This is a genomic window from Pseudomonas sp. Marseille-Q8238 (assembly GCF_965111915.1).
On record NZ_CBCOPI010000001.1, the window covers coordinates 4,338,588 to 4,354,634 of the forward strand.

The window sequence follows — 16,047 nt, forward strand, 5'->3', positions numbered from 1 at the left end:
GCCCCCGCAAAAACGCCCGAGGAAGCGGACTGGGCCCGCACTCGGGCTTACAAGTGGTAAATGAGCATTCTGACTGGGCTCGCATTCGAGGGCGTTTTTAACGCCGTATGGCCGCGAGCCAGGAGATCGCAAACAGGCTCTTAGAGGCGGGGCAGACGTGCATCCAGCAACTGATGCAGGGCGGAGTCCTGCGGCCAATTACGCAGGAAGCGCGCACGGTCACGACCATAAGCGCGGGCAAAACGTCGCGCACAGCGGTGTTGGCGCATCGCATCGAGGTCGATCAGGCTCCAGCGCCCGTCGTCCCAGAACAGGTTGTGCCCTTTGAAGTCGCCGTGGCTGATCCGCTCGCGCAACAACGACGCGAACAGACGATCCAGCGCCAGCAGATCAGTTTCCGGCGGAGCGCTGCCCACATAGGGGGCAAAACGGGCAATCAGGTCCGGGCCGGGGCAATACTCGTTTACCAAGTAGGCACGCCCGCGCAGCCCACACCAACGCTGCTCGACAACTGCCAACGGCCGCGGCGTCGGGATACCGAGCAACTGCAGGCGATTGCCTTCGCGCCAGCTATGCCAGGCGCGGCTGGGCCGCCAGAAGCGGGTCAGCCAGTGCCACACACCCTTGATGTTGTAGCGCTTGACGACCAGCGAGCGCTCACCCAACTCAATCCGCACCACCGTTGCGGTACCACCGCCCTTGTAAACCTGGCCGTGCTCTACAAGCACCTCCAGATTGTTCATCAAGGGCTGCAGTGCCGTTTCATCCTCACGACGCACCACACGCAAACCAAACGCCCCGATGCGAGCACTGAACAGGCTGCAATCACGCGCCACCTTCTTCAGGTAATCGCGCAAGCGCCAGCGACGCACCCGCGCCACTTCCTTGAGCAAGGCCTCCAGGGGCAGGGCATGCTCACCATTGGCCAGCAGATAGTGCACCAGCAACTCTTCGATGAACGGCTCCAGCTCCGCCGGCAGTTGGGCAAAGAATACGCCCAGGTTGGCCAGCACCTTGTCACGCGACAACGGCTGCCCTGGCGTTTGCGCCTGCACACCGCCGCCATCGATCAGGTACAGGTGGCCGTCATGGCGCAGCAAATTGTCCAGATGCAGATCTGCCTGCCACAAGCCCTTGGCATGCATGTGGGCAATCGTCGTCAAGGCCTCCCCCAGCACGGCCTGTTGACCATCGGCCAGCGCGGGCAACCTCTCCACCGCATGCCAGGCATCCCCCAGACTTTGCGCACCGTCCAGGTACTCGAACAACAACCAGCCGCCCTCGTCCCGGCGTAAACCATCAGCCAGCAATAACGGCGTGGTAAGCCCTTGGCCAGAGAACAGACGCACCCCCTCGAGCTCACGCTGAAAATGCCGCGCGGCCTTGTCCCCCACCAGCAACTTGGCCAACACCTGCCGGCCACGCCACCAGGCGACACCGACATAGCGCTGCCCAGGCAGCACACGCAGCAGACGTACCAACTCCAGCGTCGAGGGGCCTGCAGCATCGGCCAGCTCAACCTGCAGCGGCAGCTCCGGCGTGCGCCCACTGCGCCCCAGCTCGGCCAGATTCATTGCCGCGCCTCTTTATTGCGACGTCGGGCAGTCAGCCGTTTCAGCCAGCTTTCGCCATCGGCATTGGCCGGCAGGTAGGCCGCCAGCAACTGACGCACGTCATCCTCGGACCAGATACCAGCACGACGCAACAAAGGCTCCAGGTCCTTGATCCGATCGCGCTCGCCGAACAACAGCGGACGGGTTTTCTCCAGGTCAATGAGGCACGCCTCGAAGCCCTGGGCGTTGGGGCGCAGGAAAATATGTTTGGGATAGAAACAGCCGTGCATCTGTCCGGCCTGATGCAGATGCCTGGCCAATTCACCGCAGGCACGCACGAGCGCCGCGCGGGTCGCTGGCGCAATATCGACCCACTCACGCAGCCAGTGTTCGAGGTCCTGCCAGCCTTCCAGGGCGCGGGTCAGCAGAATGGCCCTGCGCTCACCCGGCATCCGCCGCTCGGCGAAGAATGCCGCTTGCAAGGCCGGAATCCCCAGTGCGCGGTAACGCTGGATATTACGGAACTCACGCGCGAAAGTCGGTTCGCCAAATGGATGCGACAGGGTTCGAGTCAGGTGATTGCTCTGGCGCTTGAGGTAATACGCGACGTCGCCCAGATCGAGGCGATAAACGCTGCTCCAGCCGCCACGCTCGGTATTCGGTTCGTCGACCGCATCCAACTGCAGCGCCCACAAGGCGTCGTAGCTGGCCAGGCCATGTTGTTCCAGCAAGGCGCGATCCTCACTGGCAATGAAATCGTTCACTCGCGCCCCTCGAAGTAATGGACGATCTGGGCGATACGCCGCTTGTCGCTGGCATTCAGGTGTTCGCGGCCACGGTATTGCAGGTAGAAGCGCAGCCGTTGGGACCGTGACAGCGTCAGCTTGGCCACCTTGTCCAGACAGGCTAGGTCCTTGACGATCCGTCGCCGTAGCAATGGCCCCCACCAGAAAGCCCCGGTCGGACAATCGATGAAGAACAGTTGTGCCTGATCGTCGACCAGCAGGTTGCGCCACTTCAGGTCGTTATGGGTGAAGTGGCGGTCATGCATGATGCGCGTGGCCTGGGCCAGTTGCCGGCTGATGCCCTCCACCCAACGCCGGTCATGCAGGCGGGCATCATCCTGATTGGCCAATTGGGCGAGGTCTTCGGTGCGCGCAATCTCGCGGGTGATCATCGCCCCCCGGGCGAACGCATAGCCTTTGCGCTCCAGACCGTAAGCCACGATGGAAGCGGTAGGGATTCCCCACTTGGCGAAGGACTTGAGGTTCTGCCACTCGGCCTTGATGCGCGGTCGCCCGATGTAACGCCGCAGGCCCTTACCCGCGCCCCAGTAACGCTTGACGTAGTAGTACACACCGTCGCGCTGAATACGGATGACCTCGGACAGCGGATCACGCGTCAGGCGCTCACCTTCCAGGGCGAACACGCGCTCCAGCGTGGCGAAGTCTTCGGCCAGGTGGGCATAGGCCGGCTCCAGGTTCCAGCCCGCCATCAGAGTGCATCACCGTAGCGTTGCTTGCGCGCATACAGCTTGTCTGCCTTGCGTTGCAACCAGCTCAACAAGCTCGATTCATCGCGCAGGATCTGGCGCAAGGGCAGGCCAAAATAACGGCGTAAAAACCGCAGCGCGTCGCGCTGGGTCAGGCCGATATCCAGCACCGAGAAATACAACGCGGCCAGGTCCTTGTTGCGCCAACGAGTCGGAGTGCTCTTGCGAGTCTGCGCACGGTGCAGATCGATGACTGAGAGCTTGAAATCATCCGCGCTGATCGGCCTGTCGGTATGCAGCAGGAAGTGGCAGATGTAGCAGTCACGGTGATTGACTCCGGCGCGGTGCATGGCGCCCACCATCTCTGCCACACGATCGATCAGGGCACGCTTGAGGCGCACTGGCGGCGGCTCGCGCCCCCAGGAAGAGGAAAACACTTCAAGGTCGACTGTCGGTGCCAGCTCTTCGGTGATGATGAACGAGTGCTGTTGCGCAGGGTTGCGGCCACGTCGCCCGTAGGCCACGGCCGTCATGGTAGGCACGCCAACAGCGGTGAGCCGCTCGATGGCCAGCAACTCCTGGGTTGCACCCAGCACCGGCAGCTTGGCGGTCAACAGGTTCTTGCCGATCTCGCCCCAGCCGATGCCTCGGTGAATCTTGACGAAATAGCCGCGGCCGGCCAGCTCGGTGCGCAAGGTCCGGCGCCCCTCGAGCTCGCGGTAGACCTGTCCTTGCAGCGCTTCCACCTCGACGAAGGCATCACGCCCAGCCCAGAGGGATTTGAATGGTTCGTGCAGCATGACTTTCATCGGCGTTCCGCCAGAATGACATCGGCCGCACGCTGCGGCATGGAATAGAGGTCGGCCGACTCGGCAAAACTCAGACCGTTGTGCTGCCAACGGGTTCGAGCCTTATCGTCCGCCAGCATGCCGGCCAATTGACGATTGAGCTGCTCCTGGCTGAACGGGCTCGGCAAGACCCGGCCGGCATCCGCATCGGCGATGTAATGCGCATAGCCACACACATCAGTGACCAACACCGGCAGACCGGACACCAGCGCCTCCAGCAGCACCGTGCCCGTATTCTCGTTATACGCAGGGTGAATCAGCAAATCGGCGCCGAGCAGAAAGCGCGGAATATCGCTGCGGCCCTTCATGATTTGCACCTGGTCGGAGACACCCAACGTCTTGGCCAACAACTGGAACGCACGTGGGTCATCCTGGCCAATGGCGATCAGGCGCGTGCGCTGCTTCAGCTCGCGCGGTAACGCGGCCAGCGCCTTGAGGCTGCGATCCAGGCCCTTGGTCTTGAACCCCGAGCCGATCTGCACCAGCAGCAGGTCGTCGGCCTTCAGCTTGAACTCACGCCGAAACTCCGCGCGAATCTCCGCGGCATTGGCGGGCGCCCGGCGGTCTGGGGAAATGCCCGGCGGCAGCAAATGGAAGCGCTCGGCCGGGGTGGCGTAATGCTTGACGAACAACGGCTGCTGCACCTCGGAGATCATCAGGATCTCTGTCTTCGACTCCGGCGCGAACACAGCCCGCTCGTAGTCGGCAAAATGCTTGTAGCGCCCCCACTTGCGGTACAACGGGTTGCGCAGGGTCTGCGCCTTGTCCTCGAAGCAACCGTCGGCGGCGTAGTACACATCCAGCCCCGGCATCTTGTTGAAACCGATCACCCGGTCCACCGGGCGTCGGGTCAGATCGGCCTCGACCCAGGCCGTGAGCTTCTCGTTGCGCTTGTGATTGAACAGCGCCTTGACCGGGACCACGACCACCTCGAAACCGCTCGGCACCTCGCCTTCCCAGATCGGCGTATACACGCGGATGGCATGCCCGCGACGCTGGCACTCCAGGGCAATACGCAGGAAGTCGCGCTGCAAGCCACCGAACGGGAAATACTTGTACAGAATGAAGGCCAGTTGCATCACGCGCCCTGTCGAAAAATAGGTTGGCGCACAGCGCAGATCATGTCCGTCAGCACAGATGCTTCGGCACCTGGCAACCCCATACGCAAAACAGGCATCAGACAGTCTCCGGGGCCAGCAACAATGCTTGCAGCTCGGTGGCGACCCGCTCGGCATCCAGGCCATCAAAGCAGGCCTTGTGTCGGTCACCGCTGCCGGCATTCGGCCCGCTGGCGCACAGGTGTATCTGCCCACGGCCGTAGGCACCCACACGCCCGGGCAGGGTTGGACCATAGAGGGAAATGCTCGGCACATCCAGCGCCGCAGCCAGATGGCCGAGACCGGTATCGACCGCTACGCAGGCCTGAGCGCCGGCGATCACCTTCGCCACGCCCGCCAGGTTGAGTTTCGGTAACACGGCGGCATTGTCGACGCCAGCGACGATGCGCTCGGCGCGTGCACGCTCCGCTTCGTTACCCCACGGCAGGCGAATGGCCCAGCCCAGCTCGGACATGCGTTGCGCCAGCTCGCGCCACTCCTGCTCCGGCCAGTGCTTGCTGGCCCAGGTGGTGCCATGCAGGAACAACAGGTAGGGCTGGGTCACATGGTCGGCCATCGCCGCCCGGTCCAGGCCATAATCACCGAGGCCCTGCGGCAGTGCGTAACCCAGGGCCTGGGCGAACAATTGCCGGGTACGCTCCAGGGCATGCTGATCTTTCGGCACCGTGTAGAGACGGTCATAGAAACGGCAGGCCATCGGTTCGCGCGCGGATTCACGGTCCAGCCCGGCCACTGGCGCACTGACGTAGCGGGTCAGCCAGGCACTTTTCAACAACCCCTGGGCATCGATCACCAAGTCATAGCGGGCTTCCCGCAAGCGCGCCTTGAAACGGCGCCAGTCACCATTCCTGATGGTCTGCCACAGATTTTTGCGCCAGCGCCGAATGGCCACCGGGATCACCTGCGCTACAGCGGGGTGCCAGGCCGGGATCTCGGCAAAGCCCTCCTCCACCACCCAGTCGAACTGGATACCGGGAATCGCGCGCGCCGCATCGGTAAGCGCTGGCAGGGTATGGATCACATCGCCAAGTGACGAGGTCTTGACCAGCAGCACCCTCATCCAGCGACCTCGACAGGGTCGGCCGACAAGCGCGCCAACGCCTCGACTACCGGGCGTGGCTTGAGTTCGCGCAGGCAGTTGTAGTGACCGAAGCGGCAGGTGCGCTCGAAGCAGGGACTGCATTCGATCCCCAGGCGTACGATCTCCACCTGCTCGGCCAGCGGCGGCGTGAACTGTGGCGAGGTCGAGCCGTAGATCGCCACCAGCGGGCGATTCAGTGCGGCGGCCACGTGCATCAGGCCGGAGTCGTTGGACACCACAGCGCCGGCGGCAGACATCAGGTCAATGGCCTCGGCCAGGCTGGTCTGCCCGGCGAGGTTGGTGACCTCTTCGCGCAGACCCGGGATCAGGCGCTCGCGAATGGTCTCGCCACCCGGATGATCGTTTTTCGAGCCGAACAACCAGACCTGCCAGCCATCACGAATCTTCAGCTCGGCCACCTTGGCATAGTGCTCCGCCGGCCAGCGCTTGGCCTCGCCGAATTCGGCGCCTGGGCACAGCGCCAGTACCGGGCGGTCCAGGGTCAGGCCGAACTTGGCCAGTGCGCGCTCACGACTGTCTTCGTCGATCTGCAACCTCGGCCGCGGATAAGGCTGGGGCAATGGCGCGCCCGGCGCATAGGCCAATGCCATGAAGCGCTCGATCATCAGCGGGTAACGCGCCTTGTCCAGCTTGCGCAGGTCATTGAGCAGGCCGTAACGCATCTCACCCTTCCAGCCGGTACGTATGGGAATGCCGGCGAAAAACGGCACCAAGGCCGACTTGAGCGAATTGGGTAGCAGGATGGCCTGGTCATAGCGACCAGCCAGGGACTTGCCGATACGCCGGCGGCTGGCGAGATCCAGCACACCATGCCCGAGCGGGAAGCTCAGGGCGGCACGCACTTCGGGCATGCGCTCGAGAATCGGGCGGCTCCACTCGGGCGCCAACACATCGATTTCACAGTCGGGATGGCGCTGCTTGAGGCAGACGAACAACGTCTGCGCCATCACCATGTCGCCCACCCAACTGGGGCCTACGATCAGTATTCTCATCAAAAAGCAGCCTTAGAACCGTTCAATGCCTGCGCGTCGGCCATGTGACGTTGAAGCCCGGATCGACGCGCGTGCTGCGCACCTTTACCGGGCCTCATCTTGCCTACACCTGGCTCGCGAGCCCTTGAACAGGCTCTAGCGCCCAAACCAATCGCACCAAGCCAAAGCGACCTTGAGCGCTTATCGCCTGGCACGCGCGGCTTGATGCTTATTTGACCAGCGTACGCCATTCGGCGTGTGCACTGGTCTTGCCGGTGACCAGATCGAAATAGGCTTTCTGCAGCTTCTCGGTAACCGGACCGCGACTGCCGATGCCGATCGCGCGGCCATCGACTTCACGAATCGGCGTGACTTCAGCGGCGGTACCGGTGAAGAAGGCCTCGTCAGCGATGTACACCTCGTCACGAGTGATGCGTTTCTCGACCACCTCGATCCCCAGCTCCTTGGCCAGGGTGAGGATGGTGCTGCGTGTGATGCCGTTCAGGCACGAAGTCACTTCCGGGGTGTACACCACGCCGTCCTTGACCAGGAAGATGTTCTCACCGGAACCTTCGGCCACGTAGCCTTCCGGGTCCAGCAGCATGGCCTCGTCGGCGCCACCGGATACCGCTTCCTGCAAGGCCAGCATCGAGTTGATGTAGTTGCCGTTGGCCTTGGCGCGGGTCATCGAGATGTTGACATGGTGGCGGGTGAAGGAGCTGGTGCGCACCTTGATGCCTTTCTGCAGGGCCTCTTCACCCATGTACGCGCCCCAGTGCCAGGCACCGACGATCACGTGGACTTTCAGGCTGTCGGCACGAATACCCATGCCTTCCGAACCATAGAAGGCCATCGGACGGATGTAGGCGCTTTCCAGGTTGTTCTCGCGAACGGCAGCGCGGGTGGCTTCGTTGATCTCGTCTTTGCTGAACGGGATCTTCATATTCATGATGTGCGCCGAATCGAACAGGCGATCGGTGTGCGCCTGCAGGCGGAAGATCGCCGTGCCATCCGGGGTGTTGTAGGCACGCACACCTTCGAACACGCCCATGCCATAGTGCAGGGTATGGGTCAGCACGTGAGTGGTCGCATCGCGCCACTGCACCAGTTCGCCGTCATACCAGATCACGCCATCACGATCGGCCATCGACATCGTTGCCAGCTCCTCAAGTGTTCGCTTCGTTAATCGGTTTTACTACTGGCGAAGCATGTCAGGCATGCCCGCCAGCGGGATATTCGGTGCCTCAGCTCAGCCCCAGCTCGCCCCAGATACGCATCACGCCACGGCGCTCATCCTGGAATTGCGAGCCGGCGACCTTGCCAGGCTGCTTCTGCAGGGCCTGCCGGTGGGCGGCCGCGCGATAGGCCTTGTAGGCATCCTGCAACAAAGCCACGTCGGCAGTGGGTATCAGGCCGGCATCACGCAAGCCATCGAGAATGCGCATGTTATCGGTGAAACGCAGCAGTTGCGGGTGCTGACGGGACCACGCCAGGGCCGCGTATTGCACCATAAATTCAATATCGACGATACCACCGGCGTCCTGCTTGAGGTCGAAGGTGCCGGCTGCATCGAAGGCATTGGCCGACATCCCGGCCGAGGTTTCGCGACTGCCGAGGTTGTCGCGCATCTTGGCGCGCATCTCGCTGACCTCAGTACGCAGCACCGCCAGGTCGCGCTCGCGCCCAAGCACGGCGGCACGTACCTGCTCGAAACCCGCCGCAACCCGCGCACAGCCGACCAGCACACGCGCGCGCACCAATGCCTGATGTTCCCAGGTCCAGGCCTCGTTTTCCTGGTAGCGCTGGAACGATGCCAGCGAACTGACCAGCAGCCCCGACACGCCCGACGGACGCAGGCGCATGTCCACCTCATAGAGTTGCCCGGAGGTGGTCTGGGTGGTCAGCAGATGGATGATGCGCTGCCCCAGGCGGGCAAAGAACTGCGCGCCATCGATAGGCTTGGCACCGTCGGTTTCGGCCTGCGAATCGGCGTCGTGGATGAACACCAGATCCAGGTCCGACCCATGGCCCAGCTCGATGCCACCGACCTTGCCATAGCCGACAATGATGAAATCCGGATCGCACAGACTGCCATCGGCGCGACGTGGCGTGCCGTGCTTGTTCACGCACTGCCGCCAGGCCAATGCCAGCACCTGCTCGAGGATGGCCTCCGCCAGCCAGGTCAGGTAATCACTGACCTTCATCAAGGGCAGCGTGCCGGTGATCTCCGAAGCGGCCACGCGCAGGCGGTGGGCCAGCTTGAAGTGACGCAGCGCCTCCATCTGCTGCTCCAGGTCATCCTCGGGAATACGCGTCAGGCGCTCACGCAACTCCGCCGCAAGCTCCGGTGCCAGCGGCGGATTGAACAGGCGCCCCTCGTTGAGCAGCTCATCGAGCAGTAACGGGAAGCGGGCAATCTGCTCGGCAATCCAGGGGCTGGCCGCGCACAGCGTGAGCAGGCGCAACAGTGCCGATGGGTTTTCGGTGAGCAGCACGAGATAGGCCGAGCGGCGCGCCACGCGCTCGACCAGCGGCAAGACGCGCTCGAGCACCAGATCCGGATCGGCATGCTCGACCGTCTGCGCGATGAGACGCGGGATAAAAGCATCCAGACGTTCACGCCCCAGGCGCTGCATGGCCCGCACCTGCGAGGCACTGCGCAGTGCGATCAGCCGCTGCAGCGCCGTGGCCGGATCAGTGAACCCGGCGTCGGCGAGTTGCCGGCAGGCAGCCTCCTCATCCAGCGCCTCCTCCCACAAAGGCAGCCACTCACTGCCAATGCCCATTTCCGCTTCGGCGCCCTCCTCCTCGCCCGGATCAGCAATCACCTGACGGAAGTGCCAATCGATGCGATCACGCCATACCATGAGTTGCTCATGAAAGGCTGTCCAGGTGTCGAAACCCATGATCAACGCCACGCGGGCGCGGTCCTGCTCGTTATCCGGCAGCATCTGCGTCTGACGGTCGGCAATGGCCTGCAGCGCATGCTCGGTATAGCGCAGGAACTCGTAACCCTGGCGCATCTCCTCGACCACCGCAGGCGGCAGATAACCCTGCCCCTCCAGGGTCGCCAGCACCTTGAGCAACGGCCGCTGCTGCAGGCTCAGATCGCGCCCACCATGGATGAGCTGAAAGGCCTGGGCAATGAATTCGACCTCGCGGATACCGCCCGCACCGAGCTTGATGTTGTCGGCCATGCCCTTGCGCCGCACCTCCTGCTGGATCAGCAGCTTCATCGCACGCAGCGCTTCGATCGCCGAAAAGTCCAGGTAGCGCCGATAGACGAAGGGCCGCAACAACTCCAGCAACTGCTTGCCCGCCGCATGATCGCCGCCGACCACGCGCGCCTTGATCATCGCGTAGCGCTCCCAGTCACGGCCCTGGTCCTGGTAGTACTGCTCCAGCGCATTGAAGCTCAGCACCAGCGCACCCGAGGAACCATAGGGGCGCAGGCGCATGTCCACGCGAAAAACGAAGCCATCGACGGTAATCGCATCCAGCGCCTTGATCAGGCGCTGCCCCAGACGGATGAAAAACTCCTGGTTATCGATCGAGCGCTTGGCGCCTTCGGTCTCGCCGCCTTCCGGGTAGCCGAAGATCAGGTCGATGTCCGACGACAGGTTCAGCTCGTACGCACCCAGCTTGCCCATGCCCAGCACCACCATCTGCTGTGGCGTACCGCTGCGATGGCCGATGGGCGTACCGAACTGCGCGCAGTGTTGGGGATACAACCAGTGCAACGCCAGGTCGATACTGGCATCCGCCAGGTCGGACAGGTCACGACAGGTCTCGGCCAGATCGGCCTGGCGGGTGATGTCGCGCCAGACGATGCGCACCTGCTGACGATTGCGGAAGCGCCGCAGGCGTCGGCCCAACTCGTCCTCGTCCGCACACGCCTCCAGCAGGGCCTGCAACTGCCTGCGCAACTCGCCTGGGGTAAACGAGCGCTCCAGCTCACCGCTGGTCGCCAGGCTCGGCAGCAGCTCGGCATCACGCGCCGCCTGCTCATAAACGAAGTCACTGGCGGCACACACGCGCAACAGCGCTTCGTGCCGCGCTACCGGCCAGTCAGCCGGTAATTGCAAGGCTTCGGCACGCATGGCCAGGGACTGAAGCGAAGGCGGCAGAGCAACGAGTGACGGCAGGCTCATGGTCTATCCTTGAAGACGGAAAACGCAGCGAAACACGTAACGCGCGACGTTTTTCACTGTCAGATTGCTGTAGTTTTACTACTAAATATTGTGTCCCAGGTGCTGCGTCATTCGTCTTTTTGTAGTAAAACTACACAAGAACACGCCGGTCGAACCCGGCTAACAATGACTTCACGTCGCCCGCTCAAAAAGTGGGCACGATCCAAGGCTTTCGATTCTGGAAGCCTTTCCGCCCTGGAGCAAGCCATGCAAGACCTCGATCCCGTCGAAACCCAGGAATGGCTGGACGCCCTCGAATCGGTTCTCGACAAAGAGGGCGAAGACCGCGCCCACTACCTGCTGACCCGCATGGGTGAACTCGCCACCCGTACCGGCACCCAGCTGCCGTATGCCATCACCACGCCCTACCGTAACACCATCCCGGTAGGTCACGAGGCACGCATGCCCGGCGACCTGTTCATGGAGCGGCGGATCCGCTCGCTGGTGCGCTGGAACGCACTGGCCATGGTCATGCGCACTAACCTGCACGACCCCGACCTGGGCGGCCACATTTCCAGCTTCGCCTCCTCGGCGACGCTGTACGACATCGGTTTCAACTATTTCTTCCAGGCGCCCACCGATGAGCATGGCGGCGACCTGATCTTCTACCAGGGCCACGCCAGCCCCGGCATCTACGCCCGCGCCTTCCTCGAAGGCCGCATCAGCGAAGACCAGATGAACAACTTCCGCCAGGAAGTGGATGGCAACGGCCTGTCATCCTACCCACACCCCTGGCTGATGCCGGACTTCTGGCAGTTCCCGACCGTTTCCATGGGTCTTGGCCCGATCCAGGCGATCTACCAGGCACGCTTCATGAAGTACCTGGAAGCCCGTGGCTTCATCCCAGCCGGCAAACAGAAAGTCTGGTGCTTCATGGGCGATGGCGAGTGCGACGAGCCGGAATCCCTTGGCGCCATCTCCCTCGCCGGGCGCGAGAAGCTGGACAACCTGATCTTCGTCATCAACTGCAACCTGCAGCGCCTCGATGGCCCGGTTCGTGGCAACGGCAAGATCATCCAGGAACTCGAAGGCGTATTCCGCGGTGCCCAGTGGAACGTCAACAAGGTGGTCTGGGGCCGTTTCTGGGACCCACTGCTGGCCAAGGACGTCGACGGCATCCTGCAACGCCGCATGGACGAAGTCATCGACGGCGAGTACCAGAACTACAAGGCCAAAGACGGCGCCTTCGTGCGCGAGCACTTCTTCAATTCGCCAGAGCTCAAGGCCATGGTTGCCGATCTGTCCGACGACGAGATCTGGAAACTCAACCGTGGCGGCCATGACCCCTACAAGGTTTATGCGGCGTACCACGAGGCGGTTAACCACAAAGAACAGCCGACCGTCATTCTGGCCAAGACCATCAAGGGTTACGGCACCGGTGCTGGTGAAGCGAAAAACACCGCGCACAACACCAAGAAGGTCGACGTCGAAAGCCTGAAGAGCTTCCGCGACCGCTTCGACGTGCCGGTCAACGACGAAGAACTGGAAAAACTGCCGTTCTATCGCCCGACCGAAGGCAGTGCCGAATACAAGTACCTGCATGAACGCCGTGCGGCCCTTGGCGGTTACATCCCGCAACGCCGCCCGAACAGCTTCAGCATTCCAACGCCGCCGCTGGACACCCTCAAAGCCATCCTCGACGGCTCCGGTGACCGCGACATCTCCACCACCATGGCCTTCGTGCGCATCCTCGCGCAACTGGTCAAGGACAAGGATCTGGGCCAGCGCATCGTACCGATCATCCCGGACGAAGCACGCACCTTCGGCATGGAAGGCATGTTCCGCCAACTGGGCATCTACTCCTCGGTCGGCCAGCTTTATGAGCCGGTCGATAAAGACCAGGTGATGTTCTACAAGGAAGACAAGAAGGGCCAGATCCTCGAAGAAGGCATCAACGAAGCGGGCGCCATGTCGTCGTTCATCGCTGCCGGGACTTCGTACTCCAACCACAATCAGCCGATGCTGCCGTTCTACATCTTCTACTCGATGTTCGGCTTCCAGCGTATCGGCGACCTGGCCTGGGCCGCTGGCGACAGCCGCACCCGTGGCTTCCTGATCGGCGGCACGGCCGGGCGCACAACGCTCAACGGCGAAGGCCTGCAGCACGAAGACGGTCACAGCCACATTCTGGCCTCGACCATCCCCAACTGCCGCACCTACGACCCGACCTATGGCTATGAGCTGGCGGTGATCATCCGCGAAGGCATCCGCCAGATGACGGAAGAGCAGCAGAACGTCTTCTACTACATCACCGTGATGAACGAGTCCTACCAGCAGCCGGCACTGCCGGAAGGCGTCGAAGACGGCATCATCAAGGGCATGTACCTGCTCGAGGAAGACAAGAAGGAGGCTGCCCACCACGTACAATTGCTGGGTTCCGGCACCATCCTGCGTGAAGTGCGCGAGGCGGCGAAGATCCTGCGTGACGAGTTCAACGTCGGCGCCGATGTGTGGAGCGTCACTAGCTTCAACGAACTGCGCCGTAACGGCCTGGCCGTGGAGCGCCACAACCGCCTGCACCCAGGACAGAAGCCCCAGCAGACCTACGTCGAAGAATGCCTCACTGGCCGCAAAGGTCCGGTCGTTGCCTCCACCGACTACATGAAACTGTTCGCCGAACAGATTCGCCAGTGGGTGCCGAGCAAGGAGTTCAAAGTGCTGGGTACTGACGGTTTCGGCCGCAGCGACACCCGCAAGAAGCTGCGCCACTTCTTCGAGGTGGACCGCAACTGGGTGGTGCTGGCCGCGCTCGAAGCGCTGGTCGACCGTGGCGAGATCGAGGCCAAGGTACTGGCGGATGCCATCACCAAGTTCGGCATCAATCCCGACAAACTCAACCCGCTGGATTGCTGAGGAGCGAAGAAATGAGTGAATTGATTCGCGTACCCGACATCGGCGGTGGTGAAGGTGAAGTCATCGAATTGCTGGTCAAGGTCGGCGACCGCATCGAAGCCGACCAGAGCCTGCTGACCCTGGAGTCGGACAAGGCCAGCATGGAGATCCCCGCGCCCAAGGCCGGGGTGATCAAAAGCCTGAAGGTAAAACTGGGCGACACACTGAAAACCGGCGATGAACTGCTCGAACTGGACAGCGAAGAGGCGGCCGAAGCTGCACCTGCCGCCGAGGAACAGCCAGCGGCATCCAGCGCCACACCTGAAGCGGCACCAGTGGCCGCCAAAACGGAATCACCTGCCCCGGCAGCTGCGACAAGCAGCAGTGTGCAGGACGTCCACATCCCGGACATCGGCTCCTCCGGCAAGGCCAAGATCATCGAGTTGCTGGTCAAGGCCGGCGATACCATCGAGGCCGAGCAGAGCCTGCTGACCCTGGAGTCGGACAAGGCCAGCATGGAAATCCCTTCGCCGGCCTCCGGCGTGGTCGAGGAAGTGCTGGTCAAACTGGACGCCGAGGTAGGCACCGGCGACCTGATCCTGCGCCTGAAGGTTGCCGGCGCGGAACCGGCACCCACGGCGGAAAAGAGCGAGCCTGCCAAGGCTGCACCGGCCTCCGTAGCGGCACCTGCTGCACAGCCTACCGCCTCGGCACCTGCGCCCACCGAGCCTGCTCCTGTTGCCGCCCCCGTCCGTGACGGCACCAAAGTTCATGCCGGCCCGGCCGTGCGCCAACTGGCTCGTGAGTTTGGCGTCGAACTGGCGGCTGTACCTGGCAGCGGCCCCAAGGGCCGCATCCTCAAGGAAGACGTGCAGGCTCACGTCAAAGCCATGATGCAGAAAGCCAAAGCCGCTCCGGCTGCTGGCGCAACCGGCGGTGCCGGCATCCCTGCGATTCCGGAGGTCGACTTCAGCAAGTTCGGTGAAATCGAAGAAGTGGCGATGACTCGCCTGATGCAGGTCGGCGCCAGCAATCTGCATCGCAGCTGGCTCAACGTACCGCACGTAACCCAGTTCGACAGCGCCGACATCACCGAGTTGGAAGCCTTTCGCGTGGCGCAGAAGGCCGTGGCCGAGAAGGCGGGCGTCAAGCTCACTGTGCTGCCGCTGCTGCTGAAAGCCTGCGCCCACCTGCTCAAGGAACTGCCCGACTTCAATAGTTCGCTGGCTCCGAGCGGCAAGGCGATCATCCGCAAGAAGTACGTGCATATCGGCTTCGCTGTTGATACTCCGGACGGTCTGCTGGTCCCGGTCATCCGCGATGTCGACAAGAAGAGCTTGCTGCAACTGGCCGCCGAAGCCGCCGAGCTGGCGGAAAAAGCGCGCACCAAGAAGCTCTCGGTCGAAGCCATGCAGGGCGCCTGCTTCACCATTTCCAGCCTCGGCCACATTGGCGGCACTGGCTTCACGCCGATCGTCAACGCGCCGGAAGTGGCAATCCTGGGCGTATCCAAGGCAGCCATGCAGCCGGTATGGGACGGCAAGGCCTTCCAGCCACGCCTGATGCTACCGCTGTCGCTGTCCTACGATCACCGCGTGATCAACGGCGCCGCAGCAGCACGTTTCACCAAGCGCCTGGGCGAAGTCCTGGAAGACATCCGCACCCTTCTGCTGTAACTCCTCAGCCACACCCTTGCCCCGCAGGGCAAGGGTGTCGCCCCCCTGATGTCCCTACATCCCAGCCACAGACTTTCTCAACCTCAGACGTGCTCTAAAGTAGCCGTGCCCGTTCGCGTAAGTGCCTCTACGCTAAAAGCGCTGAGTCGCTCAGAGCTTCATGAGTTTTCACCTGCCCTCGGCCCCCATTGCCGCTACTCCCTGCTCTGCAGGCCCTTCCCATTTCCATCCTTTGGTCAAGGCAGGCTCGTCGGGCCTACCAGTC

11 protein-coding genes are annotated in these 16,047 nt (G+C 62.7%); 2 read left to right on the plus strand and 9 right to left on the minus strand.

The genetic code is table 11. The annotated features are described in order from the left end of the window. Nucleotides 1-140: 140 nt before the first annotated feature. The 9 genes from ACWPW0_RS19995 to glnE all read right to left on the minus strand — a co-directional run bounded on the left by ACWPW0_RS19995 (nt 141) and on the right by glnE (nt 11,235). On the minus strand, nt 141-1,574 hold the full coding sequence (locus ACWPW0_RS19995) for a lipopolysaccharide kinase InaA family protein (protein WP_454256315.1): 1,434 nt from the start codon (nt 1,572-1,574) through the stop codon (nt 141-143). Beyond that, complete coding sequence (locus tag ACWPW0_RS20000) at nt 1,571-2,317, minus strand: lipopolysaccharide kinase InaA family protein (RefSeq protein ID WP_454256316.1); 747 nt, start codon at nt 2,315-2,317, stop codon at nt 1,571-1,573. Before ACWPW0_RS20000 ends, ACWPW0_RS19995 begins: the two co-directional genes overlap by 4 nt. Beyond that, nucleotides 2,314-3,048 carry a lipopolysaccharide kinase InaA family protein gene (locus ACWPW0_RS20005; protein WP_454256317.1) on the minus strand — a complete coding sequence of 245 codons (735 nt, stop codon included), beginning with the start codon at nt 3,046-3,048 and terminating at the stop codon, nt 2,314-2,316. Before ACWPW0_RS20005 ends, ACWPW0_RS20000 begins: the two co-directional genes overlap by 4 nt. After that, on the minus strand, nt 3,048-3,854 hold the full coding sequence (gene rfaP / locus ACWPW0_RS20010) for a lipopolysaccharide core heptose(I) kinase RfaP (protein WP_454256318.1): 807 nt from the start codon (nt 3,852-3,854) through the stop codon (nt 3,048-3,050). Before rfaP ends, ACWPW0_RS20005 begins: the two co-directional genes overlap by 1 nt. Then, on the minus strand, nt 3,851-4,972 hold the full coding sequence (locus tag ACWPW0_RS20015) for a glycosyltransferase family 4 protein (protein WP_454256319.1): 1,122 nt from the start codon (nt 4,970-4,972) through the stop codon (nt 3,851-3,853). Before ACWPW0_RS20015 ends, rfaP begins: the two co-directional genes overlap by 4 nt. Before the next feature lie 97 nt (nt 4,973-5,069). Beyond that, nucleotides 5,070-6,071: a lipopolysaccharide heptosyltransferase I gene (gene waaC, locus ACWPW0_RS20020; protein ID WP_454256320.1), complete on the minus strand. Its 1,002-nt coding sequence runs from the start codon at nt 6,069-6,071 to the stop codon at nt 5,070-5,072. Then, a complete protein-coding gene (gene waaF / locus ACWPW0_RS20025; RefSeq protein WP_454256321.1) occupies nt 6,068-7,105 on the minus strand; it encodes a lipopolysaccharide heptosyltransferase II in 1,038 nt (345 codons plus the stop codon). The genes waaC and waaF overlap by 4 nt, the downstream gene beginning before the upstream one ends. Nucleotides 7,106-7,313: 208 nt before the next feature. After that, nucleotides 7,314-8,237: a branched-chain amino acid transaminase gene (locus tag ACWPW0_RS20030; protein ID WP_454256322.1), complete on the minus strand. Its 924-nt coding sequence runs from the start codon at nt 8,235-8,237 to the stop codon at nt 7,314-7,316. A 91-nt stretch (nt 8,238-8,328) separates the two neighbouring features. After that, nucleotides 8,329-11,235 (minus strand): bifunctional [glutamate--ammonia ligase]-adenylyl-L-tyrosine phosphorylase/[glutamate--ammonia-ligase] adenylyltransferase, encoded by a 2,907-nt coding sequence (gene glnE, locus ACWPW0_RS20035; RefSeq protein WP_454256323.1) that lies wholly within the window; start codon nt 11,233-11,235, stop codon nt 8,329-8,331. 246 nt (nt 11,236-11,481) lie between these two features. Between glnE and aceE the strand changes: the two genes are divergently transcribed. Both aceE and aceF read left to right on the plus strand, forming a co-directional pair. Then, entirely contained in the window at nt 11,482-14,127 is a 2,646-nt protein-coding gene (aceE, locus tag ACWPW0_RS20040) for a pyruvate dehydrogenase (acetyl-transferring), homodimeric type (RefSeq protein WP_447594426.1), read from the plus strand. Between the two features lie 11 nt (nt 14,128-14,138). Next, nucleotides 14,139-15,782: a dihydrolipoyllysine-residue acetyltransferase gene (aceF, locus tag ACWPW0_RS20045; protein ID WP_454256324.1), complete on the plus strand. Its 1,644-nt coding sequence runs from the start codon at nt 14,139-14,141 to the stop codon at nt 15,780-15,782. Nucleotides 15,783-16,047: the final 265 nt, after the last annotated feature.

Bases quoted from the DNA above. Each gene is read 5' to 3' on its own strand.
- glnE (WP_454256323.1), bottom strand. From the start codon at position 11,235: ATGAGCCTGCCGTCACTCGTTGCTCTGCCGCCTTCGCTTCAGTCCCTG.
- aceF (WP_454256324.1), top strand. From the start codon at position 14,139: ATGAGTGAATTGATTCGCGTACCCGACATCGGCGGTGGTGAAGGTGAA.
- ACWPW0_RS20015 (WP_454256319.1), bottom strand. From the start codon at position 4,972: ATGCAACTGGCCTTCATTCTGTACAAGTATTTCCCGTTCGGTGGCTTG.
- ACWPW0_RS20005 (WP_454256317.1), bottom strand. From the start codon at position 3,048: ATGGCGGGCTGGAACCTGGAGCCGGCCTATGCCCACCTGGCCGAAGAC.
- waaF (WP_454256321.1), bottom strand. From the start codon at position 7,105: ATGAGAATACTGATCGTAGGCCCCAGTTGGGTGGGCGACATGGTGATG.
- waaC (WP_454256320.1), bottom strand. From the start codon at position 6,071: ATGAGGGTGCTGCTGGTCAAGACCTCGTCACTTGGCGATGTGATCCAT.
- rfaP (WP_454256318.1), bottom strand. From the start codon at position 3,854: ATGAAAGTCATGCTGCACGAACCATTCAAATCCCTCTGGGCTGGGCGT.
- aceE (WP_447594426.1), top strand. From the start codon at position 11,482: ATGCAAGACCTCGATCCCGTCGAAACCCAGGAATGGCTGGACGCCCTC.
- ACWPW0_RS19995 (WP_454256315.1), bottom strand. From the start codon at position 1,574: ATGAATCTGGCCGAGCTGGGGCGCAGTGGGCGCACGCCGGAGCTGCCG.
- ACWPW0_RS20030 (WP_454256322.1), bottom strand. From the start codon at position 8,237: ATGTCGATGGCCGATCGTGATGGCGTGATCTGGTATGACGGCGAACTG.